General features: G+C 64.5%; 23 protein-coding genes. 8 read left to right on the top strand and 15 right to left on the bottom strand.

The window, feature by feature from the left end; all coding sequences use genetic code 11:
* Positions 1–102: 102 nt before the first annotated feature.
* The gene (locus ZAL01S_RS02610; RefSeq protein ID WP_066079174.1) at positions 103–1,557 is read left to right on the top strand and encodes a DHA2 family efflux MFS transporter permease subunit; all 1,455 of its coding nucleotides are present in this window, start codon (positions 103–105) and stop codon (positions 1,555–1,557) included.
* Positions 1,558–1,622: 65 nt separating this feature from the next.
* Here the strand turns inward: ZAL01S_RS02610 and ZAL01S_RS02605 are convergent, their stop codons facing one another.
* From ZAL01S_RS02605 to sufB, 5 genes are read right to left on the bottom strand one after another with little or no spacing between them, the layout of a single operon-like run.
* Positions 1,623–1,955: a metal-sulfur cluster assembly factor gene (locus tag ZAL01S_RS02605; protein ID WP_066079171.1), complete on the bottom strand. Its 333-nt coding sequence runs from the start codon at positions 1,953–1,955 to the stop codon at positions 1,623–1,625.
* 17 nt (positions 1,956–1,972) lie between these two features.
* Positions 1,973–2,725: a Fe-S cluster assembly ATPase SufC gene (gene sufC, locus ZAL01S_RS02600; RefSeq protein WP_066079169.1), complete on the bottom strand. Its 753-nt coding sequence runs from the start codon at positions 2,723–2,725 to the stop codon at positions 1,973–1,975.
* A gap of 2 nt (positions 2,726–2,727) precedes the next feature.
* Positions 2,728–3,060, bottom strand: coding sequence for a Rieske (2Fe-2S) protein (locus tag ZAL01S_RS02595; RefSeq protein WP_066079167.1), 333 nt, complete (start codon positions 3,058–3,060; stop codon positions 2,728–2,730).
* Positions 3,060–4,268 carry a Fe-S cluster assembly protein SufD gene (gene sufD / locus ZAL01S_RS02590; RefSeq protein ID WP_066079164.1) on the bottom strand — a complete coding sequence of 403 codons (1,209 nt, stop codon included), beginning with the start codon at positions 4,266–4,268 and terminating at the stop codon, positions 3,060–3,062. The genes ZAL01S_RS02595 and sufD overlap by 1 nt, the downstream gene beginning before the upstream one ends.
* A 3-nt stretch (positions 4,269–4,271) precedes the next feature.
* Positions 4,272–5,690, bottom strand: a complete 1,419-nt coding sequence (gene sufB / locus ZAL01S_RS02585; protein ID WP_066079161.1) for a Fe-S cluster assembly protein SufB — start codon at positions 5,688–5,690, stop codon at positions 4,272–4,274.
* A gap of 195 nt (positions 5,691–5,885) precedes the next feature.
* Between sufB and ZAL01S_RS02580 the strand changes: the two genes are divergently transcribed.
* A complete protein-coding gene (locus tag ZAL01S_RS02580; protein WP_083522983.1) occupies positions 5,886–6,878 on the top strand; it encodes a COX15/CtaA family protein in 993 nt (330 codons plus the stop codon).
* Between the two features lie 59 nt (positions 6,879–6,937).
* On the opposite strand, the gene ZAL01S_RS02575 is transcribed toward ZAL01S_RS02580, so the two are convergent.
* Positions 6,938–7,909 (bottom strand): heme o synthase, encoded by a 972-nt coding sequence (locus ZAL01S_RS02575; RefSeq protein ID WP_370664266.1) that lies wholly within the window; start codon positions 7,907–7,909, stop codon positions 6,938–6,940.
* Between the two features lie 130 nt (positions 7,910–8,039).
* On the opposite strand from ZAL01S_RS02575, the gene tkt reads away from it, so the two are divergent.
* Genes tkt through pgl form a run of 6 tightly spaced genes read left to right on the top strand, consistent with a single transcriptional unit; the run spans position 8,040 to position 16,151 of the window.
* Positions 8,040–10,145, top strand: a complete 2,106-nt coding sequence (tkt, locus tag ZAL01S_RS02570; RefSeq protein ID WP_066079399.1) for a transketolase — start codon at positions 8,040–8,042, stop codon at positions 10,143–10,145.
* A gap of 31 nt (positions 10,146–10,176) precedes the next feature.
* Positions 10,177–11,292: a transaldolase gene (gene tal, locus ZAL01S_RS02565; RefSeq protein WP_066079154.1), complete on the top strand. Its 1,116-nt coding sequence runs from the start codon at positions 10,177–10,179 to the stop codon at positions 11,290–11,292.
* A 2-nt stretch (positions 11,293–11,294) separates the two neighbouring features.
* Complete coding sequence (locus tag ZAL01S_RS02560) at positions 11,295–12,896, top strand: glucose-6-phosphate isomerase (protein ID WP_066079150.1); 1,602 nt, start codon at positions 11,295–11,297, stop codon at positions 12,894–12,896.
* Between the two features lie 8 nt (positions 12,897–12,904).
* Positions 12,905–14,446: a glucose-6-phosphate dehydrogenase gene (gene zwf / locus ZAL01S_RS02555; protein ID WP_370664265.1), complete on the top strand. Its 1,542-nt coding sequence runs from the start codon at positions 12,905–12,907 to the stop codon at positions 14,444–14,446.
* Positions 14,443–15,426 (top strand): glucose-6-phosphate dehydrogenase assembly protein OpcA, encoded by a 984-nt coding sequence (locus ZAL01S_RS02550; protein ID WP_066079147.1) that lies wholly within the window; start codon positions 14,443–14,445, stop codon positions 15,424–15,426. The genes zwf and ZAL01S_RS02550 overlap by 4 nt, the downstream gene beginning before the upstream one ends.
* Positions 15,423–16,151 carry a 6-phosphogluconolactonase gene (pgl, locus tag ZAL01S_RS02545; protein WP_066079144.1) on the top strand — a complete coding sequence of 243 codons (729 nt, stop codon included), beginning with the start codon at positions 15,423–15,425 and terminating at the stop codon, positions 16,149–16,151. Before ZAL01S_RS02550 ends, pgl begins: the two co-directional genes overlap by 4 nt.
* Here the strand turns inward: pgl and ZAL01S_RS02540 are convergent.
* The 9 genes from ZAL01S_RS02540 to uvrA form a co-directional block, all read right to left on the bottom strand.
* Complete coding sequence (locus ZAL01S_RS02540) at positions 16,148–16,513, bottom strand: RNA polymerase-binding protein RbpA (protein ID WP_066079140.1); 366 nt, start codon at positions 16,511–16,513, stop codon at positions 16,148–16,150. The two genes, pgl and ZAL01S_RS02540, sit on opposite strands and share 4 nt — an antisense overlap.
* The gene (secG, locus tag ZAL01S_RS02535) at positions 16,513–16,767 is read right to left on the bottom strand and encodes a preprotein translocase subunit SecG (RefSeq protein WP_066079138.1); all 255 of its coding nucleotides are present in this window, start codon (positions 16,765–16,767) and stop codon (positions 16,513–16,515) included. Before secG ends, ZAL01S_RS02540 begins: the two co-directional genes overlap by 1 nt.
* A gap of 117 nt (positions 16,768–16,884) precedes the next feature.
* The gene (gene tpiA, locus ZAL01S_RS02530) at positions 16,885–17,673 is read right to left on the bottom strand and encodes a triose-phosphate isomerase (protein ID WP_066079135.1); all 789 of its coding nucleotides are present in this window, start codon (positions 17,671–17,673) and stop codon (positions 16,885–16,887) included.
* The gene (locus ZAL01S_RS02525; RefSeq protein ID WP_066079132.1) at positions 17,673–18,905 is read right to left on the bottom strand and encodes a phosphoglycerate kinase; all 1,233 of its coding nucleotides are present in this window, start codon (positions 18,903–18,905) and stop codon (positions 17,673–17,675) included. Before ZAL01S_RS02525 ends, tpiA begins: the two co-directional genes overlap by 1 nt.
* A 40-nt stretch (positions 18,906–18,945) precedes the next feature.
* Entirely contained in the window at positions 18,946–19,947 is a 1,002-nt protein-coding gene (gene gap / locus ZAL01S_RS02520) for a type I glyceraldehyde-3-phosphate dehydrogenase (protein WP_066079129.1), read from the bottom strand.
* A 120-nt stretch (positions 19,948–20,067) separates the two neighbouring features.
* Entirely contained in the window at positions 20,068–21,045 is a 978-nt protein-coding gene (gene whiA, locus ZAL01S_RS02515; protein WP_066079126.1) for a DNA-binding protein WhiA, read from the bottom strand.
* A gap of 68 nt (positions 21,046–21,113) precedes the next feature.
* Positions 21,114–21,998 carry an RNase adapter RapZ gene (gene rapZ, locus ZAL01S_RS02510; RefSeq protein WP_066079123.1) on the bottom strand — a complete coding sequence of 295 codons (885 nt, stop codon included), beginning with the start codon at positions 21,996–21,998 and terminating at the stop codon, positions 21,114–21,116.
* Positions 21,999–22,025: 27 nt separating this feature from the next.
* Positions 22,026–23,897: an excinuclease ABC subunit UvrC gene (uvrC, locus tag ZAL01S_RS02505; RefSeq protein ID WP_066079120.1), complete on the bottom strand. Its 1,872-nt coding sequence runs from the start codon at positions 23,895–23,897 to the stop codon at positions 22,026–22,028.
* Between the two features lie 5 nt (positions 23,898–23,902).
* The gene (uvrA, locus tag ZAL01S_RS02500) at positions 23,903–26,773 is read right to left on the bottom strand and encodes an excinuclease ABC subunit UvrA (RefSeq protein WP_066079117.1); all 2,871 of its coding nucleotides are present in this window, start codon (positions 26,771–26,773) and stop codon (positions 23,903–23,905) included.
* Between the last annotated feature and the right edge of the window lie 31 nt (positions 26,774–26,804).

Here is a 26,804-nt window from a genome sequence, read left to right as displayed (position 1 = left end):
GGCTCGGACACTGTTCCGGGCCCGAGGCGTTCTTCATGCTCGTGTCGCGGCCGCTTCCCCGCGTACACTGCAGCGATCGACTCCCGACAGAACAGCGAGCATATGACCTCAACCGTCTCCACCACGCCACGTCCGTGGCGGGCATTCTCGGCCCTCATCATCGGGTTCTTCATGATCCTCGTCGACTCGACGATCGTCATGGTCGCGATGCCCGCGCTCATCCGTGAACTCGGTGCAGGGCTCAGCGAAGCCGTCTGGGTGACGAGTGCGTACCTCCTCGCCTACGCGGTGCCGCTGCTCATTACGGGACGACTCGGGGACAGGGTCGGGCCGCGCCGGGTCTACCTCATTGGCCTCGTCGTCTTCACGCTCGCCTCCCTCTGGTGCGGCTTCGCGGACACCATCACGATGCTCATCGTCGCCCGCGTCGTGCAGGGATTCGGTGCATCGCTCATGGCCCCGCAGACGATGACCGTCATCACGCGCGTCTTCCCGCCCGAGGAACGCGGCCCAGCCATGGGTGTGTGGGGTGCCGTCGCCGGCATCGCGATGATCGTCGGGCCTATCGTCGGTGGCCTGCTCATCGACGGCCTTGGCTGGCAGTGGATCTTCTTCATCAACGTCCCGGTCGGCGTCATCGCCTTCATCGCGGCCTGGATGCTCGTGCCGCAGCTCGAGACCCACTCGCACCGCTTCGATTGGTTCGGCGTCGTACTCAGCGCCGTCGCCATGTTCGCGATCGTCTTCGGCATTCAAGAGGGCGAACAAATTGGCTGGGGTACGACGTTGCCGCTCATCGCTGGTGGCGTCGCCGTGATGGCGGTGTTCTTCTGGTGGCAGCGCCGCGTGGACGAACCCCTCATCCCGCTCGAACTCTTCCGCGACCGAAACTTCAGCGGCGCGAACATCGTCATCTTCCTTGTCGGCGCGATTGCCGCGACGAGCGCGATTCCGCAGATGCTCTACTTCCAGTCCGTGCTCGGGCTCTCCCCCACGGGCGCCGCGCTCATGCTGCTCCCGATGGCGCTCGTGGGTGCGGTGCTTGCACCGTTCATGGGCAAGATCGTGCAGCGACGGGACCCGCGCCCTGTCGCTTTCACGGGCCTGGTTGCCTTCGGTCTTGGCTGCGCACTTTTCGGGCTCGTCATGACGCCGGGCCGTGAGATCTGGCAGATCCTCCTCGTGAGCGGGGTGTTTGGTGTCGCGAACGCCTGCACCTGGGGTCCAACCTCGATCACGGCGACCCGCAACCTGCCGATGCGAATGGCAGGCGCCGGCTCCGGCGTCTACAACACGACCCGTCAGCTTGGCGCGGTGCTCGGCTCCGCAGCCATTGCGGCGATCATGACGGCGCGTCTCGCCGAGCACCTTGGTGAGGGTTCAGCGCAGCACATGGGGCAGGGCCCGGCTGCCGCCTCGAGCGTACTGCCGAGTTTCCTCCAGGACGGCTTTGCTCGGGCCATGGGCGACTCCATGTACGTCCTCGCCGTCGTCGCCCTCTGCGCCGCAATTGCTGTCCTCTTCTGGGAGCGGCCAAAGACCACCGCGGCGGCATAGCTGCTCACTCAGACGACGGGGCCCGCTGGATGCTCGTCCAGCGGGCCCCGTCGTGTGCTCGGCTGCTACATGTTGAAGCCGAGGGCACGCATCATTTCTCGACCATCGTCGGTGATGCGCTCCGGCCCCCACGGCGGCATCCAGACCCAGTTGATCTTGAAGCGCTCCACGACGCCATCCAGCGCCTTCGCAGTGTCCGCTTCAATCACGTCCGTGAGCGGGCAGCCCGCGGAAGTGAGCGTCATCGAGATGACGAGCGCATCGAGCTCATCCTCCCAATTGAGGTCGTAAATGAGGCCGAGGTCAACAATGTTGACGTCAAGCTCGGGGTCCACGACGGTCTTGAGGGCTTCCTCGATCTCGTCGTAGCGCTTCGGCTCAAGTTCAATGAGCGCCATAGTTCTCCCTACTGGGACTACGCCTGCAGGTAGCGGTCGTAGCCCTCGTTCTCGAGTCGCTCGGCGAGCTCGGGGCCGCCCTGGTCGGCGACCTTGCCCGCGACGAACACGTGTACGAAGTCCGGCTTGATGTAGCGGAGGATGCGCGTGTAGTGGGTGATGAGGAGGACACCGAGGCCGGTGTTGTCCTTCACACGGTTCACGCCCTCCGAGACGATGCGGAGTGCGTCAACGTCAAGACCCGAGTCGGTCTCGTCGAGGACGGCGAACTTCGGCTTGAGAAGCTCAAGCTGAAGGATCTCGTTGCGCTTCTTCTCGCCGCCCGAGAAGCCCTCGTTGACGTTGCGCTCGGTGAAGGAGCTGTCCATACGGAGCTTCTCCATCGACTCACGCAGTTCGGTAAGCCACGGACGAAGGGCCGGAGCCTCGCCGTCAATCGCGGTCTTTGCGGTGCGGAGGAAGTTCGAGACGGTCACACCCGGGATCTCGACCGGGTACTGCATCGCGAGGAAGAGACCCGCCTTGGCGCGCTCGTCAACCTCCATCTCGAGGACGTCTTCACCGTCGAGGGTGATGGAGCCACCGGTCACCTCGTACTTCGGGTGGCCAGCGATCGTGTACGCGAGCGTCGACTTGCCCGAGCCGTTCGGGCCCATGATGGCGTGGATCTCGCCCTGGTTGATCGTGAGGTCGACCCCCTTGAGGATCTCCTTCGTACCCTGGTCGGTCTCAACGGTGACGTGGAGGTCGGAAATCTGCAGCGTGCTCATGTCTAGTTCTGCTCCTTGAGGGTCGGAGTGGGGTCAATGTAAATGTCGCCGTCCTCGAGCTTGACCTCATACACGGGCACAGGCTCGTAGGCGGGCAGGTTCTGCGGCCATCCGGTCTTGAGCGAGAACTTCGAACCGTGTGCCCAGCACTCGAGTTCGCAGCCCTCAACGAAACCTTCCGAGAGGGAAATGTCGCCGTGGGAGCACTTGTCGCCAATGGCGTAGAACGCTCCCTCAGAGTCGCGCACGACAACGATCTGTTCACCCTCGAGCTCGAATCGCTGCGGGGTGTTCACCTGCACGTCGTCGGCGGCACATACACGCTGGAATGCCATCAGGCAGCCGTCCCTTCGGTCTGTTCGACGCGGGCACCGAGCAGCGCATTCGTCGAGCGGTGGAGTTCTTCCTCGAGCTGCTGCTCGAGTTCTTCGCGGATTGACTCTTCGTCGATCTGCTGAACGATTTCGTTGAGGAAGCCGTGGACGACCAGGCGGCGGGCGACGGGCTCCGAGATACCGCGAGCCATGAGGTAGAACAGCTGCTCGTCATCGAAGCGACCCGTTGCCGAGGCGTGGCCTGCACCCTCGATGTCGCCAGTCTCGATCTCGAGGTTCGGCACCGAGTCAGCGCGGGTGCCGTCCGAGAGGACGAGGTTGCGGTTCTCTTCGTAGCTGTCGGTGCCCTCGGCAGCCTGGCGGATGAGGACGTCACCGATCCAGACCGAGCGTGCGCCTTCACCCTGGAGCGCGCCCTTGTAGTTCACGCGCGAGCGGGTGTGCGGTGCGGCGTGGTCGACGTAGACCTGCTGCTCGAGGTGCTGGCCAGCATCCGAGAAGTAGAGGCCGTACATCTCGCCGTCGGCGCCTTGCGCGTTGAGGTGGACGGTCGGGTTGAGGCGAACGATCTTGCCGCCGAGCGAGACGACGATGTGCTTGCAGAACGCGTCGCGGCCAATCGTGGCCGTGTGGCTCGAGACGTGGAGCGCCTCGTCGTCCCACTCTTGGAGCGAGACGATCGTCACCTTGGCGCCGTCACCGATGCGCATCTCGACGTTCTCGGTGAGCTTCGCGGGACCCGTGTGGCGGAGGATGAGGAGTGCCTGCGCGTGCGGCTTCACGTCAATGAAGACGTGGGCTGCGCGCGGGGTGTCGCCGAAGCCGAGACGGTCGATGACCGCGGTCTTGGCTTCTTCGCCGGACACTTCGATGAGGAGGGCTTCGCCGAAGTTCGTGAAGGCGTTCGCTGCTGCCTTATCTTCGGGCGTTGCCACCGAGCCGAGGCGCTCGTCGTCGCGGCCGATCCACGAGATCGAGACGCCGTCAACCGCCGGGTCGTTCAGCTCGGTGTGACCGCCGTCGAGCGGGCCGTCGATGAGTTCGGCGAGTTCGCGCACGGGTGTGTAGCGCCACTCGGCCTCGCGGCCGGTGACCGCCGGGAAGTCGGCGTGGTTGAACGAGGCAGGACGCTCAGAACGGGTCTGCACGGGGACGAGCGGTCCGCCGTGGCTGTGCTCCTGAATGTTGAGGGGGTTCGTCGTCGTCATTGCTTAGCCGACCGATCCTTCCATGCTCATCTCGATGAGCTTGTTGAGCTCAAGGGCGTACTCCATCGGCAGCTCGCGAGCAATGGGCTCGATGAAGCCGCGCACGATCATGGCCATCGCTTCCGTCTCCGGAAGGCCGCGGCTCATGAGGTAGAACAGCTGCTCTTCCGACACGCGCGTCACCGTGGCCTCGTGGCCGAGCTGGACGTCGTCGACACGGATGTCGATGGCGGGATAGGTGTCCGAACGCGAGACCGTGTCGACGAGCAGCGCGTCACACACGACTGAGTTCGAGGACGAGTGGGCCTTCGCGTCGATGCGCACCTCACCGCGGTAGCCGGCGCGGCCGCCGCCGCGGGCGATCGACTTCGAGGTGATGGCCGACTGCGTGTACGGCGCCATGTGGATCATCTTCGCGCCAGCGTCCTGGTGCTGACCTGGGCCTGCGAAGGCAACCGACATCGTCTCGCCCTTGGCGCGCTCACCAGCGAGGTAGATCGACGGGTACTTCATCGTCACCTTCGAGCCGATGTTGCCGTCAACCCACTCCATCGTCGCGCCCTCTTCAGCGATCGCGCGCTTGGTGACGAGGTTGTAGACGTTGTTCGACCAGTTCTGGATCGTCGTGTAGCGAACGCGAGCGTTCTTCTTCACGATGATCTCGACGACTGCCGAGTGCAGCGAGTCCGACTTGTAGATCGGAGCCGTGCAGCCCTCGATGTAGTGCACGTACGAGCCCTCGTCAGCAATGATGAGCGTGCGCTCGAACTGGCCCATGTTCTCCGTGTTGATACGGAAGTACGCCTGGAGCGGAATCTCCACGTGCACGCCCTTCGGGACGTACACGAAGGAGCCACCCGACCACACAGCCGTGTTGAGGGCCGCAAACTTGTTGTCGCCGGAGGGGATGACCGAACCGAAGTACTCCTCGAAGAACTCTGGGTGCTCGCGGAGCGCAGTGTCGGTGTCCATGAAGATGACACCCTGGCGCTCGAGCTCTTCGTTGATCTGGTGGTAGACGACCTCCGACTCGTACTGCGCGGCAACACCGGCCACGAGGCGCTGACGCTCAGCCTCGGGGATACCGAGCTTCTCGTAGGTGTCCTTGATCTCGTCGGGCAGGTCTTCCCAGGTCTGGGCCTGCTGCTCGGTCGAGCGGACGTAGTACTTGATGTTGTCGAAGTCGATCTCGGAAAGGTCAGCACCCCAACTCGGCATCGGCTTCTTGCTGAAGAGCTGGTACGCCTTGAGACGGCGCTCGAGCATCCACTCGGGCTCACCCTTGATGCGCGAGATGTCCGTCACGACCTCTTCGTCGATGCCGCGACGGGCGGAAGCACCTGCGGTATCGCTGTCGTGCCAGCCGAACTCGTATCGACCGAGTCCTTCCAGCTCAGGGCGGTCAATGAGGACATCAGACATCGCTACCTCGTTTCGTTCTGTGATTCGGTCCGGGATGGGCGCGAGTGTCGGGCCACGCGCCAGATTGGGCCGCTCAGTAAACTGAACGTTTGCGGGGAACGAACTGTTCCCGCGTGCCGAAACTCGTTCCCATCGGCCCGCTTGCTGCGGACAGCCCCGCCAGTCTATCCATGGAACTGCCGGGGAAAGGCGCACATGAACACCGTCCAGGACTCCCTCAGCTTGCCTTCAAGCAAGCTCATGCCGAACCACGTCACCGCGTGGACGCGATTCTGCGCGTGGGCAACGCTCGTCGTGCAGATCGGCATCATCGGCACGGGCGGTCTCGTGCGCGTGACCGGTTCTGGTCTCGGATGCCCGACCTGGCCGAAATGCACGGATGAGTCGCTCGTTGCCACGCCCGAGATGGGCATCCACGGCATCATCGAGTTCGGTAACCGCACGCTGACGGGTGTGCTCTGCGTGGTCGCCCTCTTTACCTTCCTCGCGGTGCTCCGCACGAAGGGCTCGGGGCTTCGCCTCCTGAGCCCCGCCGTGTGGATTGGTGTCCTCATCATCGTGCAGGCCGTGGTTGGCGGGCTGAGCGTCTGGGCGTCGCTGGACCCCCGCATCGTCGGCGTACACTTCGTGTTCTCTGCGGTCATCGTCGCCCTGTCGGCGGTGCTCCTGTATCGCGTCCTTCGTAACGAGCCGGCTGGTCACGAGCCCGGAAACCGTGTTGTCCGCCTTGCGACGATGATCACGGTCGTCATGGGTTGGATCACGCTGCTCGTTGGCGTCCTCACGACCGGCTCCGGCCCCCACGCCGGCGACAGCAAGGCTGCACGTAACGGCCTCGACACGGAGATCATGCACCACGTGCACTCCTACCCCGCCTACATCCTGCTGCTCGTGACGCTCATCCTGCTCTGGCTCGCCGTTCGTCAGCGTATGGCGAAGCTCTCGCGTGTGACGACCTGGTTCCTCGTGACGCTGCTTGCCCAGATGGGTATTGGTATCGCGCAGTCGCGCCTTGGCCTCCCCGCTGGCATGGTCGTCCTCCACATGCTCATCTCGGGCATTGCCATCGCGCTCCTCACGATCATGGTGCTCGAGTCGCTCCGTACGGTCGACGAACCGCACTTCGGTGGCGAGGAGGACCTCGTCGACCACGCCGCCCTGCGTACTGACCACGCAGCATCCGCCTAGGCCATCTCACCAAGACGAATGGGGCCGCACCACCGTGGTGCGGCCCCATTCCATGGATCTTAGAGCGGCAGGTGCAGGAGCGGGTCGACGCCGACCGCAACGAACACGAGCGTGAGGTACGTGATCGAGAGGTGGAAGACCTTCATCGGCTTACCCGAACCGTCACGAACCGTGCGGTGGTAGAGCACGTGGCTCTCCCAAATGAACCAGGCACCCGCAGCGAGCGAGACGACCGTGTACACCCAACCCATGCCACCAACCGGGATGAGGATGAGCGAGCACACGACCGTTGCCCAGGCGTAGAGGATCGTCTGCAGCGACACCGACATCTCACCCTCGGTGACCGAGAGCATCGGCACCTCGGCACGCTCGTAGTCGTCGCGGTACTTCACCGAGAGCGGCCAGTAGTGGGCCGGCGTCCAGAGGAAGATCACCATGAAGAGGATGACCGGCTCCCATGCGAGCGAGTTCGTCACGCCAGCCCAGCCGATGAGCACCGGCATGCAGCCCGCGAGACCGCCCCAAACAATGTTCTGCTCGGTCCGGCGCTTGAGGATCATCGTGTAGAAGACGACGTAGAGGAAGATCGCGGCAACAGAGAGCGCGGCAGTGAGCAGGTTTGCCACCGCCCAGAGCACGACCGTGGAAATGATCGAGAGTGCCCAGGCGAAGACGAGTGCGTTGCGGTCGGAAATCTCACCCGTGACGAGCGGACGCTGCTTCGTGCGCTTCATCAGGCGATCGATGTCGCGGTCGAGGTAGCAGTTGAAGGCGTTCGCGGCACCTGCCGAGAGTGAACCGCCCACGAGCACACCGAGCACCGTCCAGATGTTTGGGAAGCCGTGCGCGGCCAGGAACATCGTCGGCGCCGTCGTGATGAGCAGCAGCTCGATGATGCGGGGCTTCGTGAGGGCGACGTACGCCTTCACGACGCTCATCCGGGTTCGCTGAACGGGCACCTCCGGAATCTCGGTGGTGGGGGCTTCAGCAGGCAGTGTCATATCGTCCTCAGGTGGCGTCTTGCTGGGCATGCAGATCATCCCGAGTCTAGTTCACTGCCCAGATTGTCGGGGGCGGGCGCTAGTGTTGTCGCGTGTGCGAATGGGCACCACGCTCGGCAGAGCGCACACGCGATCGCGGATCCGACTGAAAGGCCACGCCTTGACTCGCTTTGACTGGACCGAACTGGACCGTCGCGCCGTTGACACGGTGCGCACGCTCGCCGCAGATGCCGTTGAGAAGGCAAAGGGCGGCCACCCCGGCACCGCCATGAGCCTTGCTCCGCTCGCGACCTATCTCTTCCAGTACGCGATGCGCCTCGACCCCGCCGACTCGCAGTGGATCGGCCGCGACCGCTTCGTCCTCTCCATCGGACACTCCTCACTCACGCAGTACTGCCAGCTCTACCTCGGCGGATTCGGCCTCGAGCTCGACGACCTCAAGCAGCTTCGTCAGCTCGGCTCGAAGACCCCGGGCCACCCGGAGTACGGTCACACCGACCACGTCGAGATCACGACCGGTCCGCTCGGTCAGGGTCTCGCCTCGGCGGTGGGTATGGCCTACGCAGCTCGCTACGAGCGCGGCCTTTTCGACCCGGAGACCCCGGCTGGCGCGAGCCCCTTCGACCACCACGTCTGGGTCATCGCTGGCGACGGTGACCTCCAGGAGGGCGTCACGAGCGAAGCCTCCTCGCTCGCTGGTGTCCAGGAGCTCGGCAACCTCATCGTCTACTACGACTCGAACCAGATCTCGATCGAAGACGACACTGACATCGCCTTCACCGAAGACGTCCAGAAGCGCTACGAGTCGTACGGCTGGCACGTCGAAGTCGTCGACTGGAAGCAGGAGATGGCCTCCGGCGGCGCCTACCGCGAAGACGTTCAGGCGCTCCACGAGGCGACCGAGCGAGCCAAGGCTGAGACCTCGAAGCCCTCGCTCATCATCGTGAAGACTGTCATCGGATGGCCCGCCCCCACGAAGCAGAACACCGGTGCGATCCACGGTTCGGCCCTCGGGAACGACGAACTCCGCGCGCTCAAGGAAGCCCTCGGCGTGAATCCCGACGAGATGTTTGCGGTCGCGGACGACGTCCTCGAGCACACGCGCAAGCTCCCCGCCCGCGCGGCCGCTGTGCGCGAAGCATGGGAAGCCACCTTCGCTGCCTGGCGCGAGCGTGAGGGCGAGCGCGCCGCCCTCCTCGACCGACTCCTCGCAGGTGAACTGCCAGAGAACGTCGAGGCCGTCCTCCCGACGTTCGAGGGCGTCGAAAAGGTCTCGACGCGTAAGGCATCCGGTCAGGTCATCAACGCTCTCGCACCGGAGCTCCCCGAGCTCTGGGGTGGTTCGGCTGACCTCGCAGGCTCGAACAACACGACGATTTCCTCGGCGAAGTCGTTTGCCCCGGCGGACCGCTCGACGAGCACGTGGACGGCCGACCCCTACGGTCGCGTGCTGCACTTCGGTATCCGCGAGCACGCCATGGGCGCGATCCTCAACGGCATCGCCCTCCACGGCCCGACGCGCCCCTTCGGTGGCACCTTCCTCATCTTCAGCGACTACATGCGCCCAGCGGTCCGACTGGCAGCGCTCATGCGCGTGAATCCGATTTTTGTGTGGACGCACGACTCCATCGCCCTCGGTGGTGACGGCCCGACGCACCAGCCGATCGAGTCGCTCACAGCCCTTCGCGCCATTCCGAACCTCGCCGTGATCCGTCCGGCGGACGGCCCCGAAACGGCCGGTGCGTGGCTTGCTGCGCTGCGCCACACTGACGGTCCGGTCGGTCTCGTCCTCTCGCGTCAGGACCTCCCCGTCCTTGACCGCAGCGACGCAGCGCTCACCGCGATCGAGGGTGTGGCCCGAGGTGCCTATGTCATTGCCGATGCCGAGGGCTTCTCGCCCAAGGTCATTCTGCTTGCGAGCGGATCCGAAGTTGAGATTGCCCTTGGCGCGAAGAAGGTACTCGAAGCCGAAGGCACGCCCACGCGCGTCGTCTCGGTGCCGAGCATCGAATGGTTCCGTGCTCAGGACGCCGACTACCGAGAGGCTGTTCTGCTCTCAACCGTGCGAGCTCGCGTCTCGGTCGAAGCAGGCCTCGCGCTCCCCTGGGCGCCGCTGCTTGGCGAGACTGGCCGCTCGGTGTCGATCGAAGACTTCGGTGCTTCGGCCGACGGTCCAGTCCTGTACGAGCACTACGGCATGACGGTCGACGCCGTCGTCCAGGCCGCGCGCGAAAGCCTCGCGGCGAGCGAGCAGGCTGCACGCTAGCCTGGCATCCCATCGAGATCGGAGCACTTGCATGACGAGCACTTCCCGCACTGAACAGCTCTCCGGCGAACAGGTGAGCATTTGGCTTGACGACCTCTCGCGAGAACGTCTTGAGAGTGGGTCCCTCGGACGACTCATCGCTGAACGCAATGTCGTTGGTGTCACCACGAACCCGACCATCTTTGCGAAGGCACTCTCGAACGGTGCGGCCTATGAGGCGCAGCTTGCGCCGCTCGCGAAGGCCGGTGCGAGCGTCGAGGACGTCATCACGGAACTCACCTGCGAAGACGTGCAGCGCGCCTGCGACATCATGCTCCCGATCTACGAGCGCAGCGGCGGTGTCGACGGTCGCGTGTCGATTGAGGTTTCGCCGACGCTGAGCGCCGACACGCAGGCAACGGTCGACGAAGCTCAGAAGCTCTGGGACAAGATCGACCGTCCGAACCTCATGGTGAAGATTCCGGCGACGCGCGAAGGTCTTCCGGCCATCACCGAGGCGCTTGCGCGTGGCCTCAATGTCAACGTGACGCTCATCTTCTCGCTCGGTCGCTACCGCGACGTTATCAACGCCTACCTCCTCGGCCTCGAGCAAGCACAGCAGACGGGTCGCGATCTCTCGACGATCGTCTCGGTGGCCTCCTTCTTCGTCTCCCGCGTGGACGTCGAAGTCGACAAGCGACTGGATGCCATGAGCGAGGCACCCGCCGAGCTCCGCTCGCGCGCCGCTCTTGCCAACGCCCGCCTCGCATACCAGGTGTTCGAAGAGTCCTTCGCCTCCGAGCGTGCCCAGCAGCTGCTTGCCGCTGGCGCCAAGGTGCAGCGTCCGCTCTGGGCATCGACCGGCGTCAAGGACCCAAACCTCCCCGACACGCTCTACGTCACCGAGCTCGTCGCCCCGAACACGGTGAACACGATGCCCGAGGCCACCCTCGAAGCGGTCTTCGAGCACGGCGAGATCACCGGCAACACGGTCGCCGGCACGTACCACGAGGCGAACACCGTCCTCGACGCGCTCGCCGAACTTGGCATCGACTACACCGAACTCACCGACCAGCTCGAACGCGAAGGCGTCGACAAGTTCCTTGTGTCCTGGGAAGAACTCCGGGGCACCGTCACCGAGCAGCTCGCTGCCGCGAAGGAGGCCTAGCCATGACGATCACCGTGAGCACCGCGGGGGCTGCCAGCGACGCAGTCGCCCGCGTACTCCCAGCGCTCATTGAGGAGCGCTTTGCCTCGCGTCTCTTTGACGGCGACTCAACGCTCTGGGGCGAGGCCGCAATCGACGAGTCGAGCAAGCGACTCGCCTGGACCAAGGCCCACGAGGTCTCGCGCCCGCTCGTCGCCGACATCCTCGAGCTCCGCGACGAACTTCGCTCGGCGGGCGTGAACCGCATCGTCCTCTGCGGTATGGGTGGCTCCTCGCTCGCACCCGAGGTCATCACGCGTACGGCAGGCGCCGAACTCGTCGTCCTCGACTCGACTGACCCGGCACAGGTGTCGGCCGTCGTCGGCGAACGACTGCCTGAAACGGCGGTCGTTGTCTCCTCGAAGTCGGGCTCCACGGCTGAGACCGACTCGCAGTGTCGCACCTTCGCGAAGGCCTTCGCTGACGCTGGCATCGACCCGGCATCCCGCATCATCATCGTGACCGACCCGGGCTCGCCGCTCGAGGAGTCCTCGCGCGCAGCGGGTCACCGCGTGTTCCTTGCCGACCCGCAGGTCGGCGGGCGCTTCTCCGCGCTGACCGCCTTCGGCCTCGTCCCGAGCGGCCTTGCCGGTGTCGACATTGAGGCGCTCCTCGACGACGCGGCCGCGGTTGCTGAGGTCCTCTCGCACGACAGCGACGAGAACCCCGGCCTCGTGCTCGGCGCCGCGATCGCCGGCGGCGAGCCCGTGAAGACCTATCTCGGTATCCTCGAGTCGGGATCGGGCATCGTCGGCTTCGGCGACTGGGCCGAACAGCTCATCGCCGAGTCCACCGGTAAGGAAGGCACTGGCCTCCTGCCGGTCGTGCTCGACGGCAACTCCCCTGAGATCGGCTCGACGATCCCCGACCTGCAGCTCGTTCGCCTCGTCGCGAACGCGAGCCAGCAGCCGGCCCTCGGCGACGAAATCTCGGTCTCAGGCCCGCTCGCCGCCCAGTTCCTGCTGTGGGAGGTTGCCACCGCGGTTGCTGGCCGCATCCTGGGCATCAACCCCTTCGACCAGCCGGACGTCGAATCGGCCAAGGTCGCCGCCCGCGCGCTCCTCGACGAGATGCCCGAGCCTGCTGCCGCCGCCTTCGATGAGGACGGCATTGCAGTGCGCGGCACCGAGCGCGTGGTTGCGGGACGCACGAGCGTTGCGCAGGCTATCGACGCGCTGCTCGCAGAGCTTCCCGAGCACGGTTTTGTTGCCATCCAGGCCTACGCTGACCGCACACGCCTCGGCGAACTCGCTGAGCTGCGCGACCTCATCGCGCACCGTGCACGCCGCCCCGTCACCTTCGGCTGGGGCCCGCGCTTCCTCCACTCGACCGGCCAGTTCCACAAGGGCGGACCGAAGCTCGGCGTCTTCCTGCAGATCATCACCGCAGAGCAGGGCGACCTCGAGATTCCGGAGCGCCCCTTCACCTTCGGCACGCTCATCCGTGCGCAGGCCGACGGTGACGCACAGGTCCTCGAAGGTCACGGACGTCCAGTCCTGCAGCTCGAACTGCAGAACCCCGAGTCGAGTGCGAGCACGCTCAAGTCGCTGCTCGCAGCCGTCTAAGCGCGGCCGTGGGATTGCTGCAGCCCGCACCTGGGTTCAATCCGCTTCGTTCGCCTGACGATCGACGACTGACGCGCATCGCCGGGCCGTCGAGCCTCGTGCTTTTCGGCGTCACCGGTGACCTTGCTCGCAAGAAGCTCCTTCCAGCGATCTACGATCTCGCGAACCGTGGCCTGCTCTCGCCAAGCTTTGGTCTTGTGGGCTTTGGTCGCCGCGACTGGACGCACGAGCAGTTCGCTGAACACATGCTCGCCTCCGTCAAGGAGCACGCGCGCACCGAGTTCTCGGATGACGTGTGGAAGCAGCTTCGCGACGGCCTCCGCTTCGTGCAGGGCAGCTTCGACGACGACGAAGCATTCGTGCGTCTGCGCGAAGCGCTTCGCGAACTCGACGAAGCACAGGGCACTCGAGGCAATCACGCCTTCTACCTCTCGGTGCCCCCGAAGGAATTCCCCACGGTCACTGCTCAGCTCCGCAAGTCGGGCCTTGCCGAGTCGGACGAAGACTCGTGGCGACGCGTCATCATCGAGAAGCCCTTCGGACGTGATCTCGCGAGTGCACGCAGCCTCAACGAGGCGGTCGAATCCGTCTTCCCCACGGACGCAATCTTCCGCATCGACCACTACCTCGGGAAGGAGACGGTCCAGAACATCCTCGCGCTCCGCTTCGCGAACCACATGTTCGAGCCGCTCTGGAACGCGAACTCGGTCGACCACGTCCAGATCACGATGGCGGAAGACATCGGCGTTGGCGGACGTGCCGGCTACTACGACGGCATCGGCGCTGCGCGGGACGTCATCCAGAACCACCTGCTGCAGCTGCTCGCTCTCACCGCGATGGAAGAACCCATCTCGTTCTCGGCCAAGGATCTCCGCGCAGAGAAGGAGAAGGCACTCGCTGCCGTCCGGCTCGGGACCGACCTCTCGAGCACGACGGCGCGCGGCCAGTACCTCGGCGGATGGCAGGGTGGTGAGCGCGTGCTCGGCTTCCTCGAAGAGGACGGCATGAACCCGCACTCGACGACAGAAACCTATGCCGCACTTCGCCTCGAAATTGATACGCGACGATGGGCTGGCGTCCCCTTCTACCTGCGTACTGGCAAGCGACTCGGCCGGCGAGTGACAGAAATTGCGGTGACTTTTCAGGAAGCCCCGAAGTACCTGTTCGACCCCTCACAGCGAGCTTCGCTCGGCCCGAACGCACTCGTCATTCGTGTGCAGCCGGATGAGGGCGTCACGATGCGCATTGGCTCGAAGGTACCGGGCTCAGGCATGCAGGTGCGTGACGTCACGATGGACTTTGGCTACGGTCACGCCTTCACGGAGTCGAGCCCGGAAGCCTACGAGCGACTCATCCTCGATGTGCTTCTCGGCGATCCGCCGCTGTTCCCCCGCCACGAAGAGGTTGAGCTCTCGTGGAAAATCCTCGACCCGGTCGAGGACTTCTGGGCTGCTGCCGGTCGCCCCGAAGGCTACAAGCCGGGAAGCTGGGGCCCGCAGTCCGCTGAACGCTTGCTTGCCCGCGACGGCCGCACCTGGAGGCGCCCATGATTATCGACATGCCGTCGACCACCACCTCCGCGATCGCAAAGGAACTTGTTTCAATCCGCGAAGAGGGCGGCGCCGTGGCGCTCGGCCGCGTGCTCACGCTCCTCATCGTCACTGGTCGCGACACGGACGAGCAGGCCATTCTCGCCGCGAACGAGGCCTCCGCTGAGCACCCGATGCGTGTCATCGTGCTCGAACTCGAACACGACAGTAGTGAACCCCGCCTCGACGCACAGATTCGCGTCGGCGGAGATGCGGGTGCGAGTGAAGTCGTCCGGCTTCGCGCGCACGGCGAGGCCGCCCACGATCCGGAAACACTCGTGCAGGGCCTTCTCCTCCCCGATGCTCCTGTCGTGACCTGGTGGACCGAACGCCCTTCCACTCCCCCGAGCTTCGAACCGCTGGGCCGCCTCGCGCAGCTGCGCATCACGGATGCGGCCCCGCGTTACGGCGAACCCGAGGTCGATAGCCGCCACGCCATCAAGCAGCTTGCGGAAGGCTTCATCGCGGGCGACTCTGATCTCGCGTGGACTCGCCTCACTGCCTGGCGGGCACTCCTCGCATCCGTGCTCGACCAGCCACCATATGAAGACATCACGCGCGTCCACGTGACGGGTGCCCCAGGCTCCGCAACTGCACGCCTCATGGCCGCATGGCTTGGACTTGCGCTCCGCATCCGCGTCAAACTCATCGAGCATGAAGACCGCGTGACCGATCGCGGCGCAGGGCTTTCATCCGTCGAGCTCACGCGTGCTAGCGGCACGGTCCGACTCGAGCGCGTGAGCGAAGACACGATCGAGCTTGACCAGACCGGAGCCCCCACCCAGCACGTGGCACTGCCGCTCAGCACCTTGACGCAGCTGCTCGCTGAAGAACTTCGCTCGCTCGCACCCGACACCTTCTTGGGCCGTGTGCTCCGTGAGGGCCTGCCGCTCGTGGACTGCGCAAGCGACGCCCGTGCTCGAGGAGCGAACGCCGAATGACGATGCAGGACATCACCGTCTGCGCAACGTGCGACCTCGTCGCCTTCGAAGCCGCACGACGTCTCGCCTCGCTCTTTGACGCCGAGGATGACGGTCAGCGCGAGTGGCATCTCGCCGTCTCTGGCGGCTCCTTTGCGACGAGCGTCTTCCCTCGCCTCGTGGAGGTGATGGCGGAGCGCACTGGTCTCGCCTCCCGCGTCCACATCTGGTTCGCCGATGAACGGTGGCTTCCTCACGGTGATGCGGAACGAAACTCCACGCCAATCGCTGCAGCGCTCGAGGAGCTCTCCGGCTTCAATGCCGACAAGCAGCTTCACCTGCTCGTTTCGAGCGACAGCGGCCCGACGCTCGAGGAAGCCTGTCGCTCCTACGCTGACGAGCTTGCTAAGGCCACCGATGCACTCGACCTCGTCCTCCTCGGCGCTGGCCCCGACGGACACACGGCGTCGCTCTTCCCAGGCAAGCCCGGACACGATGCGGCACCCCGCGGCACGATCTCCGTCACCGACTCCCCCAAGCCGCCGAGCGAGCGGATGTCACTCACGCTTGCCGAGATCCGCGGGGCCCAGCGTGTGTGGGCTGTCGTGACTGGCGCAGGCAAAGCCGAAGCTGTGGCGCTTGCCGTGCGTTCTGACGACGCAACAGCAACGCCCCTCGGCGCAGCGAGGGGCGTTCTGGAAACCGTGCTCATGCTTGACGAGCCGGCAGCAGCAGCCATCAGCTAGACAGCCACACTGCCACCGCGACGGGCGCGAAGCTTTTCGAGGGCCTCCTCGAGGAGCTTGGCGCCCTCTTCGTGCGTGCGGCGCTCCTTCACGTAGGCGAGGTGCGTCTTGTACGGCTCGTGCTTTTCCGGGTGCGGCGGGTTGTTCTTGTCGCGGCCAGCCGGAAGGCCAGAGACCGGGCAGTCGATCGTCTCGGGAATGTCGTCCTCGGCGATGTCGGCCGAGAAGTAGCGGACCGTCTCGTTGCCGAGCTCATCCCAGTAGCTCACGCGGACGCGCGGAGCGTGGTTCCCGTGGTCCTGCTCACCAATGGGGCCTGCGCCGACGCGAGAACCGCGAATTGCGCTCCCACCGGTCGACACTAGAAGCCGCCGTTCTGGATCTTGAAGAGGATGCCGAAGATCACGATACAGAGCACCCAAATCACGGCAACCCAAATCGTCAGACGATTGAGGTTCTTCTCGGCAACGCCCGACGATCCAAGGCTCGAGGTGACGCCACCACCGAACATGTCGGAGAGGCCACCACCGCGGCCACGGTGGAGCAGGATGAGCAGCACAAGGAGCACGCTCGTAATGAAGAGCAGCACCTGCAGAACGACGAGGGCGATGTCCACAGAGGACCTTTCATCGGGTTTCGAGGAATCGTGCCGTCGTAGTAAACGACGGCGGGAAGGCCGAGAGGCCCTCGTCCGAGTATAGGCGAGCGCCTCTCGTTGTGGTGCGTGACGCGGCTAGGCACCCACGTGGTGACGGAAGCGGGCGATCGAGCAGAACTCGTCGACCTTGAGGCTCGCGCCACCGATGAGCGCGCCGTCGATGTTCGGTTCGCGCATGAAGCCGGCGATGTTCTCGGCCTTCACCGAACCGCCGTAGAGGATGCGCGTGCGATCAGCCTGCTCCTGACCGTGTAGCTCAGCGAGCTTGTCGCGGAGCGCCTTGCAGACCGCCTCGGCCTGCTCGGCAGAGGCTGCCTGTCCCGAACCGATGGCCCAGACGGGCTCGTACGCGATGATGAGCTCGGCATCCTTCGGCAGCTCAGCCACAGCGGCCTCGAGCTGCGCGACCGGGATGGCGCTGGCGCCGTGTTGCTCGAGGTCTTCAGCAGTTTCGCCCACGCAAATGACGGGCGTGAGACCGTGACGCAGGGACGCGACAGCCTTGGCGTGCACGACCTCGTCGCTCTCACCGTGGTCGCCTCGACGCTCGGAGTGGCCGATGATGACGTAGTCACAGCCGAGGGCCGAGAGGAACTGACCAGAGATCTCACCGGTGTGCGCGCCCGAGTCGTGCTGCGACACATCCTGTGCGCCGTAGTGGAGTTCGAGCTTGTCGGCATCCACGAGCGTCTGTACGCTGCGCAGGTCGGTGAAGGGCGGGAAGACGGCGACTTCAACGTCCGAGAAGTCGTGCTTCGCGTCCTTGAGTGTCCACGCAACCTTCTGCACGAAGGCGATGGCCTGCAGGTGGTCGAAGTTGAGCTTCCAGTTGCCCGCCATGAGCGGGCGGCGTGCGGCCGCCATTACTTTGCCTCGGTGTTCTGCTCGAAGCCGAGTGCTTCAAGGCCCGGCAGGAGCTTGCCCTCGAGGAACTCGAGGCTTGCGCCGCCACCGGTCGAGATGTGGCCGAACGCGTCGTCGGCGAAGCCGAGCGTACGCACGGCCGCAGCCGAGTCACCGCCACCGACGACCGAGAAGCCGTCCGTCTCGGTGAGGGCCTGAGCAACAGCCTTCGTGCCGTTCGCATAGGATTCGAACTCGAACACACCCATGGGGCCGTTCCAGAAAACCGTCTTCGAGGAGCGGATGACCTCGGCGAATGCCTTGGCCGACTCCGGGCCGATGTCGAGGCCCATGCCCTGCTCGCCGAACGAGGAAGAGGTGATGGCGTTCGCAGGGACGACCTCGTGTTCGGCATCGGCGGCAAACTTCTCGGCCACGACAATGTCGCTCGGGAGGACGATCTCGACGCCGCGTTCCTCGGCCTCAGCCAGGTAACGCTTCACGGTCTCGAGCTGGTCTTCTTCGAGGAGCGAGGCGCCAACTTCGTGGCCCTGGGCCTTGAGGAAGGTGAAGACCATGCCACCGCCGACGAGGAGGGTGTTCACGCGCGGGAGGAGGTTCTCGATGACGCCGAGCTTGTCGGACACCTTCGAACCACCGAGGACGACGGCGTAGGGACGCTCAACCGAAGCGGTGAGCTTTTCTGCGACCTCAACCTCGGCCTGCACGAGAAGGCCAGCGGCGCTCGGGAGGAGCTTCGCGAGCTCGTAGACCGAAGCTTGCTTGCGGTGGACGACACCGAAGCCGTCCGAGACATAGACGTCGGCAAAGGCAGCGAGCTGCTGGGCGAAGGCCTCGCGCTCAGCAGCATCCTTCGAGGTTTCACCAGCGTTGAAGCGAAGGTTCTCGAGGACGACGACCTGGCCGTTCTCGAGCGAGTCAACGAGCGCCTTGGCGCTCTCGCCGACGGTGTCCTCGGCGAGCTTGACCTCCTGGCCAAGAAGCTCGCCGAGGCGAACGACCGCCGGCTTGAGAGAGAACTCGGGCAGGGGCTCGCCCTTCGGACGCCCGAGGTGGGAAATAACGATGACCTTGGCGCCCGCGTCGATGAGCTGGCGGAGCGTGCCGAGCGAGGCGCGAACACGCCCGTCGTCGGTGATGACACCGTCCTTGAGCGGAACATTGAGGTCGCAGCGGACGATGACCTTCTTGCCGGCGAGGTCGCCGAGCGAGTCGAGAGTGCGCAGAGTCATGTCGATTCCTGTCGTCGTTACTCGAAAGTGGATGGATGGATTAGAGCTGGTCGGCGACGTAGCGCGTCATGTCGATGAGACGCTCTGTGTAGCCCCACTCGTTGTCGTACCAGGCCGAGATCTTGACCTGGTCGCCGATGACGCGCGTGAGCGGTGCGTCAAAGATCGAGGAGTGGTTCTCACCAATGATGTCGCGCGAGACGATCGGGTCCTCGTTGTACTTGAGGATGCCCTTGAACTCGCCCTCGGCAGCAGCCTTGAACGCGGCGTTCACCTCGTCGACCGTAACCTCGCGCGAAGCCTTCACCGTGAGGTCGGTGATCGAGCCGGTCTCAACCGGGACGCGGAGTGCGAAGCCGTCGAGCTTGCCCTTGAGCTCCGGGAGCACGAGGCCGATGGCCTTGGCGGCACCCGTCGAGGTCGGGATGATCGAGAGCGCAGCGGCGCGGGCGCGGCGGAGGTCCTTGTGCGGGGCGTCCTGGAGACGCTGGTCGGCCGTGTAGGCGTGGACCGTCGTCATGAGGCCCGACTCGAGGCCGAAGGCGTCGTTCAAGACCTTGACGACCGGTGCGAGGCAGTTCGTCGTGCAGGATGCGTTCGAGATGACGTGGTCGGTCTCGGGGTTGTAGTCGGTGTGGTTCACGCCGTAGACGAAGGTCGGAGCCTCGCCCTTGGCCGGTGCCGAAAGGATGACCTTCTTTGCGCCAGCCTCGAGGTGTGCGGCGGCCTTGGCGGGGTCGTTGAAGCGACCGGTGCACTCGAGGACGATGTCGACGCCGAGCTCCTTCCACGGAAGCTTCGACGGGTCGGCCTCTGAGAGTGCGTGCACCTCGTGACCGTCAATGAAGATGTGCTCTTCGTCGTGCGTGACATCCTGCTTGAGCACGCCCGAGGTGGAGTCGTACTTCATGAGGTGAGCGAGGGTTGCGTTGTCGGTGAGGTCGTTGATGGCAACGAGCTCGAGCGGGACGTGGTCGAGAAGCAGCGCCCGTGCGTAGCTGCGGCCAATGCGTCCGAATCCGTTGATGGCAATCTTGGTCACGAGGACTCCCTGCGATAGGCGATCGACGGGACGAGGTATTCGCCCGTCGTCGTGAGCCTACGAACCGAGTGTGAACGCTCGGTGCAAGCCCACTGGTCGACATGGCCGACCTGGCGTTCGCTACATGTCGTCGACGTTCGGAAGGTTTGCGGTGGTGTCCGGAACGCCGAGTTCGTGCGCTCGCTTGTCAGCAAGTGCGAGCAAACGTCGGATACGGCCGGCAACAGCGTCCTTGGTCATAGGGGGCTCTGCGTGACGGCCAAGCTCATCGAGACTCGCATCGCGGTGCTGGACGCGGAGCTTTCCTGCATAGCTCAGGTGTTCAGGAGCATCCGTACCGAGAATTTCCAGTGCACGCTCAACACGTGCACAGGCGGTCACCGCGGCTTGGGCAGAGCGGCGGAGGTTTGCATCATCAAAGTTCACAAGGCGATTCGCGGTCGCGCGGGTCTCGCGGCGCTGACGCATCTGCTCCCACGACTCGACGGTTTCGCGGGCGCCGAGCACCTTGAGCATCTTCGCGATCTCTTCGCCGTCACGGATGACGACACGGTGCACATTACGGACCTCGCGGGCCTTGGCACCAATGCCAAGGCGGTTGGCGGCGCCGACGAGCGCCATCGCGGTTTCCGCGTTCGGGGTGATGACCTCGAGCGCGTTTGAACGGCCCGGATCGGTGAGGGAACCGGCCGCGAGGAAGGCGCCACGCCAGATACCAGCGAGGTCTTCGCGGTTGCCTGTTGTGAGGCGGTTCGGGAGGCCACGCACGGTGCGACGGCGCGAATCCATGAGTCCGGTCTGACGTGCGAGCGTTTCACCGTTCTCGAACACGCGAACGAGGAATCGCTCCCCTGGGCGTCCGCCGGTGCCGGCGACGATCGAGACCTTGGCTCGCACACCGTAGAGGTCGAGCAACTCCTGGCCGATGCGGCGGGCAAGCTGCTGCGAGTCGGTCTGCGCTTCAACGGCAATGCGACCCGAGATGAGCTGCAGGCCGCCACCGAAGCGGAGGATCGACGAGATTTCGGCTGCGCGCGCCTGCGTGGACTTGGCTCGGGTCTTCATGATCTCGAGCTTGACGTCAGCGGTGAGCGACACAGTTCCTCCAGCGGAGTCGTCGGCGAATTGGGGAAGAAAGTTTGGGCGGCACGCGCCAGCAGACCAGATTACTCTCGACCGAGGTCCCTGTGGCGCACTGCGACGCTCAAATCGTCGCGGTCACGAAGCATTGCGGCCAGACGCTCGGTCATCGCAACCGAACGGTGCTTACCACCGGTGCACCCGATAGCGATGGTCACATGGCGCTTGTTTTCGCGCGTGTACCCGGCAAGCACGGGCTGCAGCGCTGCGAAGTACGCGTCGAGGAACTCGGTCGCACCCTCCTGAGCGAGCACGAATTCTGAGACGCGAGCGTCCCGACCGTTGAACGCGCGAAGCTCCGGGTTCCAGAAGGGATTCGGGAGGAAGCGCATATCGGCGACAAGATCGGCATCCGTCGGGAGCCCGTACTTGAAGCCAAAGCTCATGACCGTGAGCGAAATCTTCTGCTGCTCGGGCTCACCAAAGCGCTGCGTGACGCGCATCGACAGCTCGTGCACATTGAGCTCGCTCGTGTCGATGAGGATGTCGGCCGCCTCGCGGATCTCTGAGAGACGCTCACGCTCACGTTCGATGCCCTCGAGAATCGTGCCGGTGCCCTGCAGCGGGTGCGGGCGGCGCACCTGCTCGAAGCGGCGAACGAGACGGTCGTCATTGGCATCCAGGAAGAGCACCTGCACGTCGTGCGTCTCGCGAAGTTCGTCCATGAGGGCCGAGAACTGGGCGAGGAGGCGGCCACCACGAATGTCGACTGAGACAGCCAGCTTAGGCAGCGAGTCACGCGCCTTGCCGGCGAGCTCCACGAGCGGGCGGATCATCTGCGGCGGCAGATTGTCGACGACGAACCAGTCAAGGTCTTCGAGCGCCTTCAGCGCTGTCGAACGGCCCGCGCCGGACATGCCGGTGACCACCAGAATGTGCTGGCGTTCTTCGTCGAGAAGTTGCTCGCTCATGATGTGACCCTTCGTTCGTGGGTCAGCCTAGCGAAGCGCAGCAAGAATTCGCCGAGCAGTTTCGACACCGATGCCGGGGACCGAGGAAATCTCGTCTTCGTTTGCCGCAGCGAGGCGCTTCACGGAGCCAAAGTGGGTCAGGAGCGCCTGGACACGTGCCGGGCCAAGGCCTGGGATGGCGTCCAGCGATGTGCCGAGCGCCTTTGCTCGCGAGTTCCGCTGCGCTGTGATGGCGAAGCGGTGGGCTTCGTCGCGGAGGCGCTGCAGGAGGAACAGGGCTTCGGAGTTTCGGGGCAGGATGACGGGAAATTCCTCCCCTGGGAGCCAGAGCTCTTCGAGCCGCTTCGCGAGGCCAGCAATGGCGATGCCAGTTACTCCTGAGGCATCCAGGGCTCGTTGCGCGGCGTTTACCTGAGGCAGACCGCCGTCGATGAGGAGCAGTTGCGGCCGATAGGCGAACGTTGGTGCGTTCGGATTCTGCTGCGCTTCTGCCTCCGCGGCGAGGGATTCTGCGTCCTGGTCGAGGTGCTTGAGCCTGCGCCGCAGCACCTGATCCATTGCATCCGTATCGTCGCGCGCAGATGCAATATTGAAGCGACGATACTGGGATTTCTTGGGTAGGCCGTCCTCGAAGACGACCATCGAACCGACGATGCCGGTGCCGCCAAGGTGCGAAATATCGAAGCACTCAATGCGCAGCGGCGCCTCCGGAAGCTCGAGCGCCTCCTGCACGTCGTGCATGGCCTGCGTCCGGGCAACGTAATCAGCGGTTCGCTTGAGCTTGTACTGCTGCAAAGCGCCCACCGCATTCTCGTGAGCCGTCGCGAGTAGCTGTTCTTTCGCGCCACGCTTCGGAACCGTGAAGCGCACGACTCCCCCACGGCGCTCGCTCAGCACTTCCGTCAGCGCCTCCACCCCGTACGGAAGTCCCGGCACGACGATTTCGGCGGGTGGGACAAGCCCATCGTCGCTGTAGAGCGAGACGAGTGACTGCTGCAGGAGTTCACCCTGCGCAACATCCAGCTCAGTGTCGACCGTGAGCGAGCGCACTCCGCGAACACGACCACCGCGCACGGTAAACAGTTGCATCGCCGCCGCAAGCTCATCAAGCTCGACGGCAATAACGTCGAGATCAGTCCGCTCCGGCAACACCACAGCGCTCTTCTCGAGCACCGTCTCAAGCGCGATCATCTGGTCCCGGTACTTCGCGGCATCCTCGAAGCGGTGCTCGGCAGCGGCCTCTCGCATGCGTCGCTCAATGGCATCCACTTCGCTTCGGTCATAGCGCTCCATGAACGCGATGAAGCGATCCACCATCTTCCGGTGCTCGTCAATGGTGACCGTGTGTGAGCAGGGCCCGCCGCAGCGGCCAATCTGCCCGGCAAAGCACGGCTTCCCGGTCTTCATGGCCCGCTCGTAGTCGCTCGGCTTGCAGGTGCGAATGGGGAACACCTTGATCATGAGCTCGATGGCCTCGTTGACCGCCCACACCTTCGGGTAGGGGCCGAAGTACCGGGCGCCCCGGATATTGCGGTTGCGCGTGACGAACACACGCGGCGCCTCGTCCTTCAACGTGATCGCCATCATCGGGTAGCTCTTGTCATCCCGAAATTTCACGTTGAATGGCGGGTCAAACTCCTTGATCCACGTGTATTCGAGGTGGAGCGCCTCAATCTCGTTCGAGACGACCGTCCACTGCACCTCACTCGCCGAGGTGACCATGGCGCGTGTGCGCTCGTGCAGGGTGTGGAGCGGTGCGAAGTAGTTCACGAGCCGGGATCGAAGGTTCTTCGCCTTGCCGACGTAGAGCACGCGGCCCTGGTCATCGAGGAAGCGGTAGACCCCTGGTCGTTGCGGGATATCGCCCGTACGGGGGCGATAGGAAAGCACGTCTGCCATGCCAGCTACTTCCGCTCGGCCGCAAAAATCTCCGCGAGGAAGGTGCCGGTGTGGCTCGTCGGGTGCTTGGCAACATCCTCTGGGGTGCCGCTCGTGACGACCGTGCCGCCGCCAGCGCCACCTTCGGGGCCCATGTCGATGATCCAGTCGGCCGACTTGATGACGTCGAGGTTGTGCTCGATGACGACGACCGTGTTGCCCTTGTCGACGAGGCTCTGCAGGACGACGAGGAGCTTGCGGACGTCCTCAAAGTGGAGGCCTGTTGTCGGCTCATCGAGAACGTAGATCGTGCGACCGTTCGAGCGGCGCTGCAGCTCGGTGGCGAGCTTCACGCGCTGTGCCTCACCGCCTGAGAGGGTCGTCGCAGACTGCCCGAGTCGCACATAGCCGAGGCCAACTTCGACGAGCGTCTTGAGATACCGGTGGATGGCAGTGATCGGCTCGAAGAACTCGGCTGCCTCGCTGATCGGCATATCGAGTACCTCGGCGATGTTCTTGCCCTTGTAGAGCACTTGCAGGGTCTCGCGGTTGTAGCGGGTACCGCCGCAGACCTCACAGGCGACGTAGACGTCGGGCAGGAAGTTCATCTCGATCTTGAGCGTGCCGTCGCCCGAGCAGGCCTCGCAGCGGCCGCCCTTCACGTTGAACGAGAAACGGCCCGGCTGGTAGCCACGCGCCTTCGCCTCCGGGGTTTCGGCGAAGAGGGTACGGATGCGGTCGAAGACGCCCGTGTACGTGGCGGGGTTCGACCGCGGCGTGCGGCCAATCGGTGCCTGGTCGACGTGGACGACCTTGTCGAGGTGCGAGAGTCCGGTCACGCGCGTGTGCTTGCCGGCGACGTGGCGGGCACCGTTGAGCTTCGTGGCGAGCACTTTGTAGAGGATGTCGTTCACGAGCGTGGACTTGCCGGAGCCGGAGACACCCGTCACCGCAGTGAAGACGCCGAGCGGGAACTGCGCATCCACGTTCTTGAGGTTGTTTGCGCGGGCGCCGACGACACCGAGCATGCGGTCCGGGTCGATGGGACGGCGTGCGTCAGGCGTGGCGATCGAGCGGACGCCGGTGAGGTAGTCACCGGTGATCGAGTGCTTGTTCTTCGTGAGCTGTTGGCATGTGCCCGAGTGAACAACTTCGCCACCGTGTTCACCGGCACCGGGCCCGATGTCGACGATCCAGTCGGCGGTACGGATGGTGTCCTCGTCATGCTCGACGACGATGAGCGTGTTGCCAAGGTTGCGTAGCTTCACCAGCGTGTCGATGAGGCGACGGTTGTCGCGCTGATGGAGACCAATCGATGGCTCGTCGAGAACGTAGAGCACACCCGTGAGGCCCGAACCGATCTGTGTGGCCAGACGGATGCGCTGTGCTTCACCACCCGAGAGCGTTCCAGCTGCGCGCGCGAGGTCGAGGTAGTTGAGGCCCACCTCAATGAGGAACTCGAGTCGTGCGCGAATCTCGCGGAGCACCTGCGCCGCAATCTTCGCCTCGCGTGCATCGAGCTTGACGGTGTTCATGAACTCGAGGCACTTGTCGAGGCTCATCCAAGTGACATCCGCGATGGAGAGGCCGTTGATCTTCACCGCGAGCACTTCGGGCTTCAGACGCGCGCCATTGCAGGCCGAGCAGGGAATCTCGCGCAGGTACTCCGACCAGCGGGCGCGTGCGTTGTCGCTCTCGGCTTCCTTGTACTGGCGCTCGATGTACGGCATGACGCCTTCGAAGCCCGAGGTGTACGTGCGCTCTCGGCCGAACCGGTTGCGATAGCGCACCTGCACCTTGAAGTTGCGGCCCTTGAGGATGGCGGTTTGGACGTCGCCGGGGAGGTCCTTCCACGGCGTCTTGAGCGAGAAGCCGAGTTCGTCCGAAAGACCCGCGAGCAAGCGCTCGTAGTACTGGTAGAGGCTCTTGCCCTGCGACGTCCACGGGATGATGACGCCGTCGGCGAGCGAAAGTTCCGGGTCGCCGAGGAGGAGATCCGGATCGACGGACATCTTCGTGCCGAGACCGTCACAGGTGGGGCACGCGCCGAAGGGTGCGTTGAACGAGAAGGTGCGCGGCTCGATCTCCGTGAGGGAAATCGGATGTTGGTTCGGGCACGAGAGTTGCTCCGAGAAGAGCTGACGACCGGCATCCGAATCGTCATCCACGAAGTCGATTTCTACGACTCCCTCGAGACGAAGCGCCGTCTCGAGGGAGTCGGTGAGGCGTCCAAGCATGTCGGGCTTCGCAACGAGACGGTCAACGATGACCGAAATGTCGTGCTTGTACGACTTCTTCAGCGTCGGCGGATTCGTGAGCTGCACGCGTTCGCCATCCACGAGTGCACGGGCGAAACCCTGACCCGAGAGACCCTGCAGCAGCTCGACGAACTCGCCCTTCTTCTGCCGCACGACGGGAGCGAGTACCTGGAAGCGAGTGCCCTCTTCGAGCTCCATCAGACGGTCCGCAATCTGCTGCACCGTCTGACGCTGGATGACCTCACCACACTCGGGGCAGTGCGGAACACCGATACGTGCCCACAGCAGACGCAGATAGTCGGAGATCTCGGTGATTGTGCCAACGGTCGAGCGAGGGTTGCGGTTCGTCGACTTCTGGTCGATCGAGACCGCGGGGCTCAGGCCCTCGATGAAGTCGACGTCCGGGCGATCGACCTGCCCAAGGAACTGGCGTGCATACGCCGAGAGTGACTCAACGTAGCGGCGCTGCCCCTCCGCAAAGATCGTGTCGAAAGCGAGGGACGACTTCCCCGAACCCGACAAGCCGGTGAACACCACGAGACTGTCGCGCGGAATCTCAAGGTCAACGTTCTTGAGATTGTGGACGCGCGCACCCTGAAGCTTGATGGTGGAGGTTTGTGATGCGGGGGAAGTAGGCACGGCTTGAGTCTACGATCCAGCGCCGCAAATG

The organism is [Zimmermannella] alba NBRC 15616 (genome assembly GCF_001570905.1).
GTDB lineage: Bacteria > Actinomycetota > Actinomycetes > Actinomycetales > Microbacteriaceae > Pseudoclavibacter > Pseudoclavibacter albus.
The sequence above is the reverse complement of the archived record's forward strand: the minus strand, read 5'-3'. Positions and strand labels throughout refer to the sequence as shown.

Bases quoted from the DNA above. Each gene is read 5' to 3' on its own strand.
- ZAL01S_RS02610 (WP_066079174.1), top strand. From the start codon at position 103: ATGACCTCAACCGTCTCCACCACGCCACGTCCGTGGCGGGCATTCTCG.
- ZAL01S_RS02605 (WP_066079171.1), bottom strand. From the start codon at position 1,955: ATGGCGCTCATTGAACTTGAGCCGAAGCGCTACGACGAGATCGAGGAA.
- sufC (WP_066079169.1), bottom strand. From the start codon at position 2,725: ATGAGCACGCTGCAGATTTCCGACCTCCACGTCACCGTTGAGACCGAC.
- ZAL01S_RS02595 (WP_066079167.1), bottom strand. From the start codon at position 3,060: ATGGCATTCCAGCGTGTATGTGCCGCCGACGACGTGCAGGTGAACACC.
- sufD (WP_066079164.1), bottom strand. From the start codon at position 4,268: ATGACGACGACGAACCCCCTCAACATTCAGGAGCACAGCCACGGCGGA.
- sufB (WP_066079161.1), bottom strand. From the start codon at position 5,690: ATGTCTGATGTCCTCATTGACCGCCCTGAGCTGGAAGGACTCGGTCGA.
- ZAL01S_RS02580 (WP_083522983.1), top strand. From the start codon at position 5,886: ATGAACACCGTCCAGGACTCCCTCAGCTTGCCTTCAAGCAAGCTCATG.
- ZAL01S_RS02575 (WP_370664266.1), bottom strand. From the start codon at position 7,909: ATGCCCAGCAAGACGCCACCTGAGGACGATATGACACTGCCTGCTGAA.
- tal (WP_066079154.1), top strand. From the start codon at position 10,177: ATGACGAGCACTTCCCGCACTGAACAGCTCTCCGGCGAACAGGTGAGC.
- ZAL01S_RS02560 (WP_066079150.1), top strand. From the start codon at position 11,295: ATGACGATCACCGTGAGCACCGCGGGGGCTGCCAGCGACGCAGTCGCC.
- ZAL01S_RS02550 (WP_066079147.1), top strand. From the start codon at position 14,443: ATGATTATCGACATGCCGTCGACCACCACCTCCGCGATCGCAAAGGAA.
- pgl (WP_066079144.1), top strand. From the start codon at position 15,423: ATGACGATGCAGGACATCACCGTCTGCGCAACGTGCGACCTCGTCGCC.
- tpiA (WP_066079135.1), bottom strand. From the start codon at position 17,673: ATGGCGGCCGCACGCCGCCCGCTCATGGCGGGCAACTGGAAGCTCAAC.
- ZAL01S_RS02525 (WP_066079132.1), bottom strand. From the start codon at position 18,905: ATGACTCTGCGCACTCTCGACTCGCTCGGCGACCTCGCCGGCAAGAAG.
- rapZ (WP_066079123.1), bottom strand. From the start codon at position 21,998: ATGAGCGAGCAACTTCTCGACGAAGAACGCCAGCACATTCTGGTGGTC.
- uvrC (WP_066079120.1), bottom strand. From the start codon at position 23,897: ATGGCAGACGTGCTTTCCTATCGCCCCCGTACGGGCGATATCCCGCAA.